Source organism: Williamsia sp. (assembly GCF_016462415.1).
Classification (GTDB): domain Bacteria; phylum Actinomycetota; class Actinomycetes; order Mycobacteriales; family Mycobacteriaceae; genus Williamsia_A.
In genome coordinates this window covers 1-15,031 of record NZ_JAEMTF010000109.1, presented here as the reverse complement: position 1 = coordinate 15,031, position 15,031 = coordinate 1, and the positions used below count along the sequence as shown (strand labels likewise).

14 protein-coding genes and 1 pseudogene are annotated in these 15,031 nt (G+C 68.2%); 9 read left to right on the top strand and 6 right to left on the bottom strand.

Annotation, left to right across the window (positions count from 1 at the left end):
- Positions 1–89: 89 nt before the first annotated feature.
- Positions 90–725: a TetR/AcrR family transcriptional regulator gene (locus JHC79_RS19730; protein ID WP_296394015.1), complete on the bottom strand. Its 636-nt coding sequence runs from the start codon at positions 723–725 to the stop codon at positions 90–92.
- 126 nt (positions 726–851) lie between these two features.
- Between JHC79_RS19730 and JHC79_RS19725 the strand changes: the two genes are divergently transcribed.
- A complete protein-coding gene (locus JHC79_RS19725) occupies positions 852–2,219 on the top strand; it encodes a serine hydrolase domain-containing protein (RefSeq protein WP_296394013.1) in 1,368 nt (455 codons plus the stop codon).
- Here JHC79_RS19725 and JHC79_RS19720 read toward each other — a convergent pair.
- A complete protein-coding gene (locus tag JHC79_RS19720) occupies positions 2,216–3,367 on the bottom strand; it encodes a DUF3068 domain-containing protein (protein WP_296394012.1) in 1,152 nt (383 codons plus the stop codon). The genes JHC79_RS19725 and JHC79_RS19720 overlap by 4 nt on opposite strands.
- 372 nt (positions 3,368–3,739) lie before the next feature.
- On the opposite strand from JHC79_RS19720, the gene JHC79_RS19715 reads away from it, so the two are divergent.
- From JHC79_RS19715 to JHC79_RS19705, 3 genes are all read left to right on the top strand, one after another.
- Positions 3,740–4,990: a hypothetical protein gene (locus JHC79_RS19715; RefSeq protein ID WP_296394010.1), complete on the top strand. Its 1,251-nt coding sequence runs from the start codon at positions 3,740–3,742 to the stop codon at positions 4,988–4,990.
- 91 nt (positions 4,991–5,081) lie between these two features.
- On the top strand, positions 5,082–5,564 hold the full coding sequence (locus tag JHC79_RS19710; protein WP_296394008.1) for a hypothetical protein: 483 nt from the start codon (positions 5,082–5,084) through the stop codon (positions 5,562–5,564).
- The gene (locus JHC79_RS19705; RefSeq protein ID WP_296394006.1) at positions 5,561–6,277 is read left to right on the top strand and encodes a hypothetical protein; all 717 of its coding nucleotides are present in this window, start codon (positions 5,561–5,563) and stop codon (positions 6,275–6,277) included. The genes JHC79_RS19710 and JHC79_RS19705 overlap by 4 nt, the downstream gene beginning before the upstream one ends.
- A gap of 15 nt (positions 6,278–6,292) precedes the next feature.
- Here JHC79_RS19705 and JHC79_RS19700 read toward each other — a convergent pair whose 3' ends face one another.
- Positions 6,293–6,835 carry a CGNR zinc finger domain-containing protein gene (locus JHC79_RS19700; RefSeq protein ID WP_296394003.1) on the bottom strand — a complete coding sequence of 181 codons (543 nt, stop codon included), beginning with the start codon at positions 6,833–6,835 and terminating at the stop codon, positions 6,293–6,295.
- 327 nt (positions 6,836–7,162) lie between these two features.
- Here JHC79_RS19700 and JHC79_RS19695 point away from each other — a divergent pair, with 327 nt between their 5' ends.
- The 3 genes from JHC79_RS19695 (at position 7,163) to lon (ending at position 10,643) form a co-directional block, all read left to right on the top strand.
- A complete protein-coding gene (locus JHC79_RS19695; RefSeq protein ID WP_296394002.1) occupies positions 7,163–7,972 on the top strand; it encodes a DUF4436 family protein in 810 nt (269 codons plus the stop codon).
- Complete coding sequence (locus JHC79_RS19690) at positions 7,969–8,136, top strand: hypothetical protein (protein WP_296394001.1); 168 nt, start codon at positions 7,969–7,971, stop codon at positions 8,134–8,136. Before JHC79_RS19695 ends, JHC79_RS19690 begins: the two co-directional genes overlap by 4 nt.
- A gap of 188 nt (positions 8,137–8,324) precedes the next feature.
- Positions 8,325–10,643: an endopeptidase La gene (gene lon / locus JHC79_RS19685; RefSeq protein ID WP_296394000.1), complete on the top strand. Its 2,319-nt coding sequence runs from the start codon at positions 8,325–8,327 to the stop codon at positions 10,641–10,643.
- Positions 10,644–10,713: 70 nt separating this feature from the next.
- Here the strand turns inward: lon and JHC79_RS19680 are convergent, their stop codons facing one another.
- Entirely contained in the window at positions 10,714–11,688 is a 975-nt protein-coding gene (locus tag JHC79_RS19680) for a hypothetical protein (RefSeq protein WP_296393998.1), read from the bottom strand.
- Positions 11,689–11,811: 123 nt separating this feature from the next.
- Positions 11,812–12,624: a DNA-formamidopyrimidine glycosylase family protein gene (locus JHC79_RS19675; protein ID WP_296393996.1), complete on the bottom strand. Its 813-nt coding sequence runs from the start codon at positions 12,622–12,624 to the stop codon at positions 11,812–11,814.
- A 61-nt stretch (positions 12,625–12,685) separates the two neighbouring features.
- Between JHC79_RS19675 and JHC79_RS19670 the strand changes: the two genes are divergently transcribed.
- Entirely contained in the window at positions 12,686–13,132 is a 447-nt protein-coding gene (locus tag JHC79_RS19670; protein ID WP_296393993.1) for a hypothetical protein, read from the top strand.
- On the opposite strand, the pseudogene JHC79_RS19665 reads toward JHC79_RS19670, so the two are convergent.
- Positions 13,116–13,241: pseudogene (locus JHC79_RS19665) on the bottom strand (SDR family oxidoreductase); the annotation flags it as partial. The gene JHC79_RS19670 and the pseudogene JHC79_RS19665 sit on opposite strands and share 17 nt — an antisense overlap.
- 74 nt (positions 13,242–13,315) lie before the next feature.
- On the opposite strand from JHC79_RS19665, the gene JHC79_RS19660 reads away from it, so the two are divergent.
- Positions 13,316–14,776: a HEPN domain-containing protein gene (locus JHC79_RS19660; RefSeq protein WP_296393991.1), complete on the top strand. Its 1,461-nt coding sequence runs from the start codon at positions 13,316–13,318 to the stop codon at positions 14,774–14,776.
- The last annotated feature ends 255 nt before the right edge of the window (positions 14,777–15,031 follow it).

The following is a 15,031-nucleotide window of genomic DNA, read 5'->3' as shown; positions in this document are numbered from 1 at the left end:
TCTGTCCCTTCACACGGCTGCGGTCGATGATTCGCACCGCTAATGGACAGCCTAGTTCGGCGCACCGCGGAGCCGCACTGGCAGATCTGTCACCGAGCGGCGAGCTGGTGCGAGCACTCCCCGGGGCACACCTCGGCCACCCGCGCGCGGAGGACGGAAGCCGACCAGGCGCGCGGCTGCGACCCCGGCTGGACCAGCAGATGCGACGCCAGACCATCGGTGAGCGCAAGCAAGCCGAATGCCGCCTGTCCGGGGTCGGTGTCCGCGTCGACCTCACCGCACGTCACACCGTTGGTCAGGGCCGTACTGACCCGATCCTGCAACTGGCGTCTCGCATCTCGCAGTTGTCCCCGGAGGGTCTCGTCCTCGAGTGCGAGGCCGGCGAAGGCATGTGACAGGTAGACCTCGGCGCGACGGCGCGCGCCGATGGGTAGCAACTGCGACAGACCGTCACAGAGCATCGTCTCGATCCGAGCACCACGGCTCTCCGACCGCGCGATCTCCGCGTCGATCCGAATCAGCACGTCGGATCGGACAGCGGCGAAGGCATCGGCGAGCAGATCCTCTTTCGATGCGTAGTAGTGCTGGACCAGGCCGACAGACACCCCGGCCGCCTCCGCCGTCCGCGCGATGGTCACGCGACCGAGGCCGGACTCGCCCGCCACCGCGCGTACACCGGCGATGATCTGCGCGCGGCGCTGTTCATGATCGGCTGTTCTGGCCATGCGCCGATCCTACCGGGTTGACGGCATTAAAAGTATGTCTATATTGGTTTCACAATATGTCGATACGGTAATCGAGGGGATGGCGTGGACACGGGTCGAAGACGACGCAGCCGGGCGGCGATCGGCGTGGTGATCTCTGCCGTCCTCGCCGTCGCGATGGTGCCGGGTCTCGGCGTGACGCACGCCGCGCCGCCGATCGGTGCACCGCAGGCGGTCAGCGCCTACCTGACGAAAGTCGTTTCCGACCAGTCGATTCCAGGCTATGCGGTTGCGGTGACGGGTGCCGACGGACGGCGTGAATTCTCCGCGACCGGCGGCCGGGACGGCAACGACCGGCCGGTCGGCGACGACACGCCGTTCCTGATCGGGTCGGTGGCCAAATCGATGACGGCCACGGTGATCGCGCAACGGGTGGCGCGCGGCGAGGTACGGATGACCGATCGCATCGGGACGCATCTGCCGTGGCTGAGCGCAGGAGAACCCAGTGTCGAGCAGTTGTTGACCCACACCAGTGGATACACCGCAGCCGACGGTCTCGCGGTCGCCGAGCGTTTCGACAACTCCCCCGGCGCCATCCGTCGCGCCGCACGGGATCTGCGCCATAGCGGATCGGTCGGGCGTTACTCCTACAGCGACGCCAACTACCTGGTCCTCGGAGCGCTGATCGAGGAGCTGTCCGGTCGGCCGTTCTCCGACGTGTTGCGGTCGGACGTGCTCGAGCCCCTGGGGATGCGCCACACCGGAGCCGCCGCGTCCGACGCCGCCTCGTTGCCCCCGGGACACCGGTTCTGGTGGGGCCACCCCCGTGAGTACGCGCCTGGCTTCGACGAGTCCGGTGGACCGTTCGGCTACATCACCTCGACCCTGGGCGACATGGCGCGCTGGGCCGGCGCACAGTCCGGGCACGCACCCGCGGTGCTCGACGCCTCGATACTCGCTGAGTTGCACAAGCCGCGCGTTCGCTCTGGTGACGACGACTACGCCTACGGGTGGCGTGTCTCCAGAGGTACCGTCGCGCAGACGATTCAGCACACCGGCGCCACGCCCGGTTACTTCGCGCACGTGCTGATCGCGAAGGACGGCCGTGCCGTGGTGGTGCTGATGAACGCCTACAGCGAGGCGGCCGCACCGGCGCTCGCATCCGTCGCGCCCAACCTGCTCCGCGCGCTCGACGGTCAGCCGACGGTCACCGAGCGCGGCGATGGAGTGCTGGCGTCGGCCCCCTGGATCGCAGCGGTGATCGGCCTGTTCGGTGTGGTGGTGGTCGGCCTCGCGTGGTGGCGGCCGCGTCGACGAGGTGTCCGCGTCTGTCTCGCGGTCGGGGCGACGATGATCTGCGGCGCGGCGGCGGCCGTGCCGCTCCTGACGGGGAGCACCTATCGGACCGTGTGGATCTGGGTACCCGATCTCGCTGTCGCGCTGATCATCACGGTCGCAGCGTGGGCCGGTGCCGCGGTTGTACTGATCTTCAGACGCTGGAATCGAGCGGACTAGGCAGCTGGGGTGTCGTCGCGTCGGCGGAGCAGGAGCACCACGCCGGCGATCAATGCGATGGCACCCACCACGCCCAGGACGATCGGGGTGATCACGCCGCCCCATCGCAGCTGGTCGACATAGCCCTGGGCCTTGTCGGACTGCTTGTCGATGGTGGCGTCGTTCCAGGCGACGGTGGCGTGGAAGGCGTCCATCCGGAACTCACGCAACGGTGCGGCGAGGTCGGGATCGTCCGCGCCGGGGGACTTGAAGTACTGGTGCTGGACCTCGAGACCCCTGAGCGCGGTGCCGGTCTCGGGCTCGACCCACACGTGGCGGGTGGCGGATGCGAAGCGGTGCATCACGACCTGCTCGTTGGCGGGGATCCCCTGGATCCCCCACCAGGCGGCCGGCTTCTCCAGAGACGTCCCCAGTGCGGGCTGTCCGTTGGGCGTCTTCAGTAGCACCTGATCGATCTCGGGCACCTCGCTGACGAACTCGTAGGCGGTCAGACCGTTGATCTTGGTCTCGCCGACGAACTCGGCGGGCAGGTCGCGGCGGGTGTTCGCGTCGAAGTACGGGTATTCCTGCTTCTTGGTGTCGAAGGGGAACTTGTACTGGTAGCCCTTGCGCGGGACGTCGATGAAGTTGCCCTCGTTCTCCTGGATCGGCTGGCCGTCCGGCCCCGCCGAGAGGTAGAGACGGTTCAGCTTTCCGTTGGGCGCGCTGGTCTTTCGGTCGACCGACAGGATGTCGATGTTCGACGAGAGAAGGCCGTCGTTGCAGGAGCGGGTCGCGCCGATGGGCGCGGTGGTCTGAGCGACGGTGGTGCCGTTGTCGTCGATGCGGTCGATGCGGACGGTCTGACCCGACTGCACCGTGGCCTGGTCGGCGTCGGACGGATCGACCACGACTGTGCGCCGCTGCTGGGTCACGTTCGCGTCGAAGACCCGCGCCTTGTCCTCACCCACCGAGCAGCGATCGAACACCCGGGCCGGCAGATTGTTGTCCGAGGTGATCCCCATGGGCACCGACTGCGACACCGTCGTGATGTCGAGGTCGAGCGGCACGACCTCGAGCTTCGGCACCAGCCACGTCGGGACCGCGATGGCCGCGGTGATCGCGGCGACCCCGATGAACACGAGGAAGGGGGCGAGCAACTTCTTCAACAGTGGGCTCCTGACGTGACGATGTCCGGTTCACCGTATATGGCCCTCGTGCGACGACGGCAGCGCGCTCGACACCGTCGGGACGTCATACGAACGGACGACACGGTGTCCGACGTGGGCGACGGCGCTGAGACCGAAGCGCGCAGGCCATGAGCGACAGATGTTTTCGTTCACCGCAAACGAAACTGCACATGGTTACGATTCCCAGTTGAACTCGACTGACCTGCGTGATTCAATTCGTTCGAATCTTTACAGAGGCTACTGATCCCGGGGGCTGACCAGTCGCGCCCGGACGATCTGTGAAGGCATGAGCAGCAGTCTTCAGCATTTCGTCGACGGTCACGTCGATACCTGACGCCAAGGAGCGTGACCGTGTCGCAGCAGCACACGCAGCGAATCACCCGAACCACCGCCGGTGTGGTGATCGCCGCAGCCATCGCCTCCGGAGCTGCCGGTCAGGCATTGGCCGCACCTCCCGGGTCGGCCCCTCCCACCGGCGAGAGTGCACCCGGCTCCGCTCCCCCCTCGACGGCTCCCGCTCCGGCACCGGCACCGACGCCCCCGGCACCCCAGGGTCGCAGCATCATCCCCGCTGCCACCTTCGACGCTCCCCCCGTCTACGAGGGCAGCCCCGGCTACACCCCACCGGTGTACTCCGGCTCGTACAACGCGGTCCCGCCGGTGCTGCGTGCGCCGCAGCGCGTCAAGCCCGTCAACCCGATCCTCCCGCGCCCCGGAGTGATCAAGCTCGGCAACTTCCGCACCCCGCAGCCGGCCTGGCTGTCCGACGCCGACGCCCGCAACCTCAACGGGCAGGCCGCGACGATCGAGGCGCGCACCGCTACCTACTACGAGTCCATCGGCTTCCCGCCGGATCAGGCCGCACGTACCGCCGCGTCGACCACCGTCGGCATTCTCGTCGGCGGAAGCGCGGGTGCAGTTGTCGGCGCGGTCCCTGGCGCTGTCGCCGGCGCGGTGATCGGCCTTCCGGTCGGCGCAGCTGTCGGAGCGATCACCGGAGCGATCGTCGGTGCGGTCCCCGGCAGCATCGTGCCCGGGGCGGGTACAGCCGCCGGAGCCGCGGCCGGCGCGGGCCCCGGCGCCCTGATCGGCCTGGCTGCAGGTCCAGTGGTCGGCGGGATCGCCGGTGGTGCCGGCGGTGCTGCTCTCGGCGCGCTCATCGGCGGCGGTATCGGCGGCGCCATCGGATATGCCGTCGGCGCAGGTGACCCGGGCGGCGATCCCAACGCACCGCTGGGCGCCACCAACGAGGACCCGCGCAAGTCGAAGCCCGCGCCCCCGAACCCGGACGCCAACCAGTACGAGTTGCACCTCGACGATCGCGGGCTCCCCGGTGGCGGCAAGGTCGACTATGTGGTCGCGAAGAACGGCGACGTCACCGGCCATGTGAGAATCGGAGCCGTGAACGTCCCGATCGACATCGACCACGCCCAGGCCGACGCGCCGTACCAGGCGGCCGGTGTCTTCGCGCAGACCGCACGCGACTCGGTCGCCGCGGCAGTCGAGAACTTCGGCCGCGAGGCGCTGCGCGCGTTCCCGAACCTCCGCATCGAGCACCCGCAGTACGCCGCCGCTTCGGCAGGGGGCAAACACCGCAAGTGAGTGCCGTTCGATGACCCCTCGGCACACCGCCGGCCCACATCGTCGCCGCCAGGCGAGGCGTGGGCTGGTTGTGTGTGCGGCAACGGTTTTCGTGCTAGCTTTCGCGGGATGCGGCAGCGATCCGGCGCCCGAGGCGCTGCCCGACGCGAGTGCCGTCGGCGGGTCCTCGATCGCCGCGATCGCCGCCATACCGGCGATCGAGCCACTCCCCTGCGATCCCACCACCGCCGCGCCCGGTGAGACCGTCACCCGGGAGCGGGGCGGTCCCGACACCCCCATCACCGCCGTGGCCTACTACCACTGGGCGGTCATCACCTCCCGCGACACCGCACGTGCCGCCGAGGCAATCGCCCCTGGCAATCCCATGGCCCGACCCGACCTGATCCGCGAGGCGCTCAACGGCTACCCGCCCGGGACCACGTACTGCCTTCGACTCCGTCAGACCGACCCCAGCACAGTTCTTTTCACGATCACCTATCAGCCGCCGAGCGGGGTGCTCGGCGAATTCCGACTGCGCGCCAGCGTCACCGGGGCGCCGGGCTCGGTGCGGATGACCGGCCAGGTCGATCAATGAGTGACAACCGGTGGGGCTGGACCAACGACCCCGAGGGCCTTGGACCCCAGGACCCCTACCGCGGTCCCGACGAGCCACCGCCCAACGGCCCTCCCCAGGATCCGTCGTGGTTCGGCCCCGAACCCGGCCCGACGAGTGCGTGGTCGGCCACCCTCGACGAGCTCGCCATGCAGGGACAACGCACGCGCTCCCAGGCCCGCACCAAACGCCGGATACTGATCGCGGGCGCTGTAGGTCTCGTCGTCCTCCTGGCGGCCGGACTGACCGTGCTCGTCGTGTTCGTGACCCGCTCACAGGATGATTCGAGCGCCGGGACCTCGCCCGCGGGGTGGTGTGCGACCGGCACCAGGGGCGCTGTGACAACCGTGTCGAAGAGCGGCGATCCGACGACCCCGACCGGTGTCGTCGCGGCCTTCGTGGGTGCTGCCGTCGACGACCGGTCGGCCGTGGGCGCGCGGGGGACGTTGTCGGAGGCCGCTGCCGTCCCGACCACCGCCCAACTCCAACAGTGGATCTCCGCGCTCCCCGCATCGACGAATGCGTGGTGCGCCCAGATCACCACGACCGAATCGACTGCGCGCCTTTTCGTCACGCTGCGGGTGCGCACCGACGCCGGCATCGCGCAGGTCGGTGTCCAGGACACGTTCTATGTCTCCGAGACCGATCCGGACCGCTGGGTCATCGACGCGATCGTCACCGGCGACGGCAGCTGATCCATCACGTCGGCGTCATCGGCGTGCGGCCGAGCGCGCACGGTGGCGGCGCACCGCCGACCGGTTGGCGCAGCGCACTGAGCAGTACCGCTGGGTTCCGTTGCGGCTGACGTCGACGATGACCTTCTCGCACGACGCGCCGCCCGACTCTCCCGCCGCACATCGTCCGATGCGGTGCATGCCACGGGTGGTCAGATGCAACGCCGTGCCGACCGAGATCACCGCGGTGAGCACATGCGCGAGAGACTGGTCGCGATCGCGGTAGTGCAGATGCCACCCCTCGTCATCGTGATTGGTCAGCCGGGGATACGCCGCGGCGACGCTCATGGTCTCGTTGAGCAACCGCGCCCGCTCGTCCTCGGTCGGGGCATCGACCATCCGCAGCCATCCGTCGATCACCGCTCGCGTCTGCGCGTGCTCGTCGTCGCCGATGCGGAAACTCATGGTCATTCCGAAGTCGCGGGTTCGCTCCTCGATGCCGGCGCATGTGTCCGGCCAGTCGTTGGCCAGCGAGGCCGCGAGCAGGACCGCGTACTCGCCGTAAGGGTTGAGATGCACAAGACCATGACAACACACTGGTGGCATGACCACCTCACCGTTGAACAATCCGTCCCGCCACGCCGAGCTGCGACCGGGGCGCGCGGCTCATGAACACGGATGGTGCGCTGAGTCCGCTCATCGCACGAGCGAGGGCACCGTGCTCTATGTCCGCTGCTTCTCCTGCGGGGCGCGACGCGTCGACCTACAGTTCAGATCGGACGATCCGCCCATCGGCCTGACCGGGCCCGTGCACTCCGTCCGGTGCGACCCGGCGTCGGCTTGGCGACACCGGTCCACCATCGAGGAGGAGCCATCGCGCTGACACGGACCGGCCGCCGAGCGGCCGTGGCGCTGCTCGTCCTGGTCGTCATCGGCCTGTACGTCACGGTCGTGATCGCCTACGCCACAGGCGGTGACGGCGATGGGCCGGACAATCGCACGCCGACCGCCAACGGCGCCCTGGTCTACCTCGACATCGATGCCGTGTCCGGCGAGGACTTCTCGCTGCAGACCCGCGCCTCGGTCTATCCCGGGGCGGACCTCATCGACAGCAACGGTGATCTGCGCGAGGACCTGACCGTCGAGGTCACCCCGGCCGCCAGCGCGAGCTCGGTGACCTTCTCCCGCGGAACGCAATTGAGCTCGCAGCCCGTCACCCTCTACGCCGACGGCGACATCCGCGACTGGCCCTTCGACGCCTACCGCGCGCCGGATCTCACGGTCCGGGTGTTCACGGGGTCCGGCGAGGCGCGGGCCGCGGTGCCGACGAAGGTCGCCGTGACCGACTCGATGTCGTCGTGGACTGTCGACACCACCGACACCGATACCGGACCAGTAGAGGCACTCGACGTCCACGTCTCGCGGACCGGGGCAACGATCGCCTTCGGCATCGCCATGTGTGTGGTGCTGGCGATCCTGCCGATCTGCACCCTGTTCGTGTCCATCCAGACGCTGCGACGCCGCAAGCAGTTCCTGCCGCCGATCGTCACCTGGTTCGCGGTGATGCTGTTCGCGGTGCTGCCCATCCGCAATCTGTTCCCCGGGTCCCCGCCCATCGGTTCATGGGTCGACTACACCGTCGTCCTGTGGGTGGTCATGGGTCTGACGTTATCGCTCGTCTTCTACGTCACCGCATGGTGGCGACAGGGTCCGTGACGCTGACCGACACCGCCGACCCGATAATCGCTGAATACGAGGCGATGGTTCGGTGGTCGTTGTACGTGGAGGCACCCGTACCCGACCCGACCTTGCGGCGCCATATGTCGAAACGCATCGGGGACCTGATCAACGCGAACCTCCGCTACACCTACGGGCAGTAGCTGACTGAGATCGTCCGATCAGAGCGCTGCCTCCGGAGTATTGCCGGAAGCACGCCGCCACGCGGACGATCTCAGTTGTTCCCGGCCCCTCGCCGTGGCCGATTCCGCTCACAACGAACACGGACTTGAGCGGGAACACATCAACTCCCCCGCCGGTTGAGCCGATCAGACTTAACCTTGGAGGAAGAATGAGCGATACCCGCTTGCCGGTTCTGTTCCTGACCGATCCCATCCTGCTGCCCGGCATGGTGGTCCCCATCGAGCTCGACGACGCGGCGCGGGCGGCCGTGGACGCCGCCCAGGCCACCGAGTCGGGGAAACTGCTGGTCGCGCCCCGCCTCGAGGACCGCTACCCGTCGTACGGCGTGGTCGCATCCATCGTGCAGGTCGGCCGGCTCAACGGTGGGCAGGCCGCCGCCGTGGTCAAGGGCGAGGGACGCGCACACATCGGCTCCGGAACGACCGGACCCGGTGCGGCCCTGTGGGTGGAGGTCGAGACCGTCACCGAGCCCACCGCCACCGACGAGATCAAGGAACTCGCAGCCGAGTACAAGAAGCTCGTCCTGGCGATGCTGCAGCGCCGCGAGGCATGGCAGATCATCGACTCGGTGAACAAGCTGACCGACCCCTCGGCCCTGGCCGACACCGCCGGGTACGCGTCCTACCTGACCGACGTGCAGAAGCGCGAGCTGCTGGAGACACCTGACGTCGCGGAGCGGCTTCGCACGTTGATCACGTGGACCACCGACCACCTCGCCGAGGTGGAGGTCAACGACAAGATCGCCGGCGACGTCCGCGACGGCATGGAGAAGACGCAGAAGGAATTCCTGCTGCGCCAGCAGCTCGCCGCCATCCGCAAGGAGCTCGGCGAGGGCGAACCCGACGGGTCCGACGACTACCGCGCGCGGATCGAGGCGGCGATGCTGCCCGACAACGTCCGCGAGGCAGCCCTGCGCGAGGTCGGCAAGTTGGAGCGCTCGAGTGATCAGTCGCCCGAGAGTGGTTACCTGCGAACCTGGTTGGACACCGTTCTGGACCTCCCGTGGGACACCACCACGACCGACTCCACCGACATCGCCTCGGCGCGCGAGATCCTCGACGCCGACCACCATGGCCTGGAGGACGTGAAGGATCGCATCGTCGAGTACCTCGCGGTGCGTGCGCGTCGGGCCGAGCGTGGCCTGCAGGTCGTCGGCGGACGCGGTTCCGGCGCGGTCATGTTGCTCGCCGGCCCTCCCGGTGTCGGTAAGACGTCGCTGGGCGAGTCCATCGCACGGGCCCTGGGCCGCAAGTTCGTTCGCGTCGCGCTGGGTGGCGTGCGTGACGAGGCCGAGATCCGCGGTCACCGTCGAACCTACGTCGGGGCACTGCCCGGACGCATCGTGCGGGCGATCGGCGAGGCCGGTTCGATGAACCCGGTCGTGCTGCTCGACGAGATCGACAAGGTGGGATCGGACAACCGGGGTGACCCCTCGGCGGCCCTGCTCGAGGTGCTCGACCCGGCGCAGAACCACACGTTCCGCGACCACTACCTCGACCTGGATCTCGACCTGTCCGACGTCGTGTTCCTGGCGACGGCCAATGTCGTGGAACAGATCCCGTCGGCGTTGATCGACCGCATGGAGCTGGTGACCATCGACGGTTACACCGAGGACGACAAGGTCGCGATCGCGCGGGACTACCTGCTCCCCCGCCAGCGTGACCGCGCCGCGCTCACCGCCGACGAGGTCACCGTCACCGACGAGGCGCTGCACAAGATCGCGGCCGACTACACCCGCGAGCCGGGCGTGCGTCAGTTCGAGCGGTTCCTCGCCAAGGCCCTGCGCAAGGCCACCACGAAGCTGGCCGCGGACGACACCGCATTGGTGATCGACGAGCCCGATCTGGTCGGTTACCTCGGACGGCCCCGGTTCACCCCGGAGTCCGAGGAACGCACCGCGGTGCCCGGCGTCGCAACAGGTCTCGCCGTCACCGGCATGGGTGGCGACGTCTTGTTCATCGAGGCGTCGAGCACCGAGGGTGACGCGGGTCTGACCCTGACCGGCCAGCTCGGCGACGTGATGAAGGAGTCGGCGCAGATCGCGCTGTCCTACGTCCGCTCGCACGCGGCGCAGCTCGGTGTCGATCCCGCCGCGCTGGACCGCAAGATCCACGTGCACGTCCCGGCGGGCGCGATCCCCAAGGACGGACCGTCGGCGGGCGTCACGATGGTGACAGCACTGGTGTCGATGGCGACCGGACGTCGCGTCCGCGCCGAGGTCGGCATGACCGGTGAGGTGACACTCAACGGTCGGGTGCTCCCGATCGGCGGGGTGAAGCAGAAGTTGCTGGCCGCCCAACGGTCCGGTCTGACAACGGTGTTCGTCCCGGCGCGCAACGAGACCGATCTCGACGACGTCCCCGCCGAGGTTCTCGAGGCGGTCGATGTCCGGCCGATGACCGATGTCGCCGACATCATCCTCGCCGCCCTCGAGGACGTCGAGCAGGGCGCGACCATCGCGGCCTGATCGCCTGACGATCTCATGAGACACCACTGCCCCACCGGATCCCGGTGGGGCAGTGGTCGTCTGGCTGGTATCAGGCGGAGCAGTTCTCGCTCGCCACCGGGGCCAGTTTCCCACCGATGGCGGCGAGGAGTTCGCCGGCGTAGCACTGCAGGTCCTCATACGGGCCGTGCGCTCGCGCGGTGTCGAACAGTTTCGACACCAACGCCGCCTCGCCGTACTTGCAGCCCAGGCTGAGCACCGCGCTCGCGGAGGCTCCCACCGGACCCCCGACAGCGGCCACGGCGGCCCGCGCCGCGGAGGTGCACCCGATCTTCACGCCGACGCCGAGGACTGCGGCCGCGGCCCGTCGCACGGCGTTCGCCTCGCCGCCGGTCAGGTTGATCTGCACCGACCGCCCGAAGGTGATGCGCGGGTCGGCGACCACCGGGAAACGCGTTGCCGCCGTGGGCTCGACGAGCTGCGTGATGGTCGAACCGTCGACCTCGAAGCGCGTGGTGACGTGCCCGCCGTCGGCGGCGATCGCCCACGGTGTGGCCACCGAACCGAGCGTGACGTCGACCCCGTCCTGAGATGCGCGCAGGGCGACACCGCCGTCGGGACGCAAGGAGAGTCGCTGATCGGAGAGACCGCCGACCTCGAACGCGTACGACGAGGCGCCCGGCGCCGAGCCGATGGTGATCGCGTGTTGCGCGACCCCGGGTGACACCGCCTGCGACACGATCTTGGCGCCACCGGCATCGGCGACGGCGGCACCGTTGACGACGCGGCTGCCGTCGGATCGCTGCGCGGTGACTGTTGCTGCCGCTCCACTCGGTGAGGTGAGGACAACGCGTGCCGGACCGGAGGCCGGCACCGACACCCCGTCCGAGGACACCCCGGTCCCGGTCGGCTGACCCGCATCCGAGGTCGCCCTCTGAGTGGCGGCAACCGCCGTCTGGTCGCTGAGGTCACCGACCGGTGCTGCGTGCGCGGGAACCGCCATCGAACCGAGCACGGTCACGATCGCGCCGGTCGTCACCACAGCGTTGCGCCGCCACCGTCTCATCGACCTGTCCCCGACCATCATCTGAATGCCCATATCGTGAGCGAGGGTATCGAGTGACGGTAAAGAAATTCGCGGAATGGTGACATCCGACGGACACGACCGTCGCGATGTCGGCCGAGTCGGTCAGGGCCGGGGCATGCCCGCGGGTTCGGGTTGGCAGTGCGGACACCACCACGTCCGACGGCGTTCCGGATCGTTCGGGACCTCGTCGACCACCGATATCGTCGTGCCACAGCGCAGACACGGGCGACCGGCCCGGCCCGCGACCCAGTGCTGTTCGCCCTTGCGCTTGTTGCCGGTGGTCACCTGCATCGCCCCCGGCACGGTGGCCGAATGGGTGAGGGCACGCGCGCCGAGTTTCAGCAGAGCGCCGAGATCGACATCGGCAACCGGTGTCCACGGGTGATGCCCGCGCAGGAAACACAATTCGTTGACCCAGAGGTTGCCGAATCCGGCCACGCAGCGCTGGTCCAGAAGGGCCGCGACGAGCGGGCGGCCGGGATCGGCCGCCAGCCTGCGCGCGGCCTCGGCCGGGTCCCAGTCGGCTCGCAGAGGATCGGGTCCGAGATACCCGACGGCCTGATCCTCGTCACCGGTTCGCAGCAGCTCGACGACCGGTAGCCGGACACCGTAGGCAGCGGGGCCGTCGGTCCGCAGGACGACCCGCACGTCGGGCATCACCGACCGCGGCAGCCACTTGCCCTCCTTGGAGACGGTCCACGACCCCTGCATCCGCAGATGGGTGTGCAGCGTGAGGTTGCCGGACAACCGCGTCAGCAGATGCTTGCCGTGCGTGACGTGTTCGAGCACGGTGCGGTCGGCGAGATCTGCCGTGGCGTGCGCCGGGACCCGCAACTCGCCGTGCGTCAGCACGCGGCCTCGCATCGCGGAGTCGAGGCGCCGGGCGAGCGCGAACACGGTGTCACCTTCGGGCACGTACCCATCGTCCTCGTCATCACGGGTTCCGTCACCGACCCACGGAGGGTAGGACTGATCCATGTCACCTCGAACGCTCGCCTCGGCTGCTGTCATCGGATTCGCCAGCGGTCTGCGAAGCGCCGTGGGGATCGCGTCGTTCTTGCATGCACGGTTCGCCGGGACGCCGAATGCCGCGCGCGCCGACGGTGTCGCGGCGTTCGCGATCGTCGGCGAGTCCGTCGCCGACAAACTCCCGTTCACCCCGTCACGTCTGCAGTTGCCGGGACTGCTCGCCCGGGTCGCGGCCGGCGGACTGGGGGCACACAGCCTGACCCGCCGCGACGACCCCGAGACCGTCGTCATCGCGGTTGTCGTCGGTTCGATCGCGTCGTTGGCAGGTTCGTACGCCGGCGCGGCCTATCGGTCCGCTGCGTCGAAAAAGGTCCCGCCGATCGCGGCCGCACTGGCGGAGGACGTCACCGCCAACGCGCTCGCCTACACCGCGGTCGTCAACTCACACCGGTGATGCCACCGTCGACGCGGAGCTCCACGCCGGTGATGTAGTCGGCCAACGGACTGGCCAGGAAGGCGATCGCGGACGCGATGTCGTCGGGGCGGCCGAGCCGGCATACCGGGTTCGGAGCCACTGCGCATCCCATTTCACCGTTTACTAAATGCCGGTACGGACGTACAAATAACATCACCGAGCATGGCGTTTGAGCGGTTCCCAGATCCGACCACCGAGTCCATTGGCCAGTTTCAGAGGGTCGACGCTGCAGGGGATGCGCTGAGCCCCGTGCGAACAGGTATCCTCCGCTTCACGGACGATCGCGTCGCACTGGAGGTCAGCCCCGGGTTTACCCCATTGATCGAGTGGGTGGAGCAGCCAGACGGCAACGGGATGGTCGGTAACCCGGCGGACGAGCCGGCTGAGTCTGTGGTGCTGGGTTCGCTGGCGGTCAATCCGAACGAAGTCACGCTGTGGGGCGTGAGTACGACCCATCGTCGGTCGGTCGGATTCTCGATTCCTGGCCAGGATGCCCCGGGCAATCAGGTCATGCGGTCTGACTGGTGCCTTGTTGGAGATCATGTCGCTGACCCATCGACAGGGTTCAGCGAGTTACGCGTTGACGTGACCAACCTTCACGAGTGGGCCGGCATCAGCACCACATCGCACACCATTCCGCGCGACGGAAAGGGGCCTCGGTCGTGGACGGTGGACCTTCCCGATTCCCCCACTGTTGCCCTCGTCGACCAGCCAGGTGAACTGCGACTGGTGCCGCAGGCGACGATGTCGCCCCCGGAGTTCGGCGGCTTTCGAGTGTCGACGAACACGACCGCGGTCATCACCGTCGACACCGCCGTCACTCTGCCTGAGGCGCTTCACCGGTTCGGTAGGCCAATCGCGACCCTAATGACCTTGCTGTCGGGAGCCGCGAGCTCCGTTCGACGCTTCGCGGTGCGGAAGGACGATGTTCGTGTACAAGTCCTCGGCTATCAAGTGGCCACGGGCGCACCCGAGAGCGCCGGCGATCTGCTCCTCTACCGAAGCGTGCTCGGCGACGACTTCCTGCCCCGATGGCTGGAACTTGCACAGCGCGTTAACCCCGTGCCGCAGATCCTCGCGGCGGCATGGAGCGATGAGTTCACCACGATCGACACCGAGGCACTGACACTGGCCACCGTGGCCGAAATGCTGCACCGCAGGCTGTATCCGGACGCGACTCGGTTCTCGGATGAACAGATAACACAAGCAACCGAAGCGCTTCGCGAGTCGCAGGTAGACGACGCCGTCAAAGACAGCCTGATTCAGGCACTGCAGGGCTGGTGGGCCGAGGAGTCCTACCCACAACGACTCAAACAACTCGCCGAACCGGTCGCCGAGGCAGTGCCCTCCGCAGTAGGCAAACTCAACCGGTGGAAAAGCGCTGTCCGGGCGCAGAGGGTAGCCGCCGCGCACGGTCTTGGGGAAGACCAAGCAAAGCAGGCCCCCGACATTCTCGAGGTGTACGCGCTGACTCAATCGCTCCGCTGGGTGCTGACATTCCGACTACTCCTCGAGACCGGGGTTACACCCGACCAACTCGCCACCGCGGCAGAGCAAAACGAGCGCTATCAGAACGCGGTCCGCATATGGAAGGAACGGCTCCCGCGGATCTACGCCGAGTGAGGCCGTGACGCTCCCGCTGATGAGCGGTAAGGACCGGTGCGCCGTCGGCGGTGCCTGAGGGTGCGCCGGCGGCGAGTTCAGCGGCCACGCGTTCGTTGGTCAGGTGATCGGGCCGCGTGGCGGGCGCGGTCTGGCTCGGCGTTCTCGGCGCTCGATCCAGACCCGGATTATTTGGGCGCAATGCCCCAATCCGCAGAACGGCCTGTCACGGTGAGCCACTGGGCTACCGCTGAGTTGATTGGGTGGGGCCTGGCG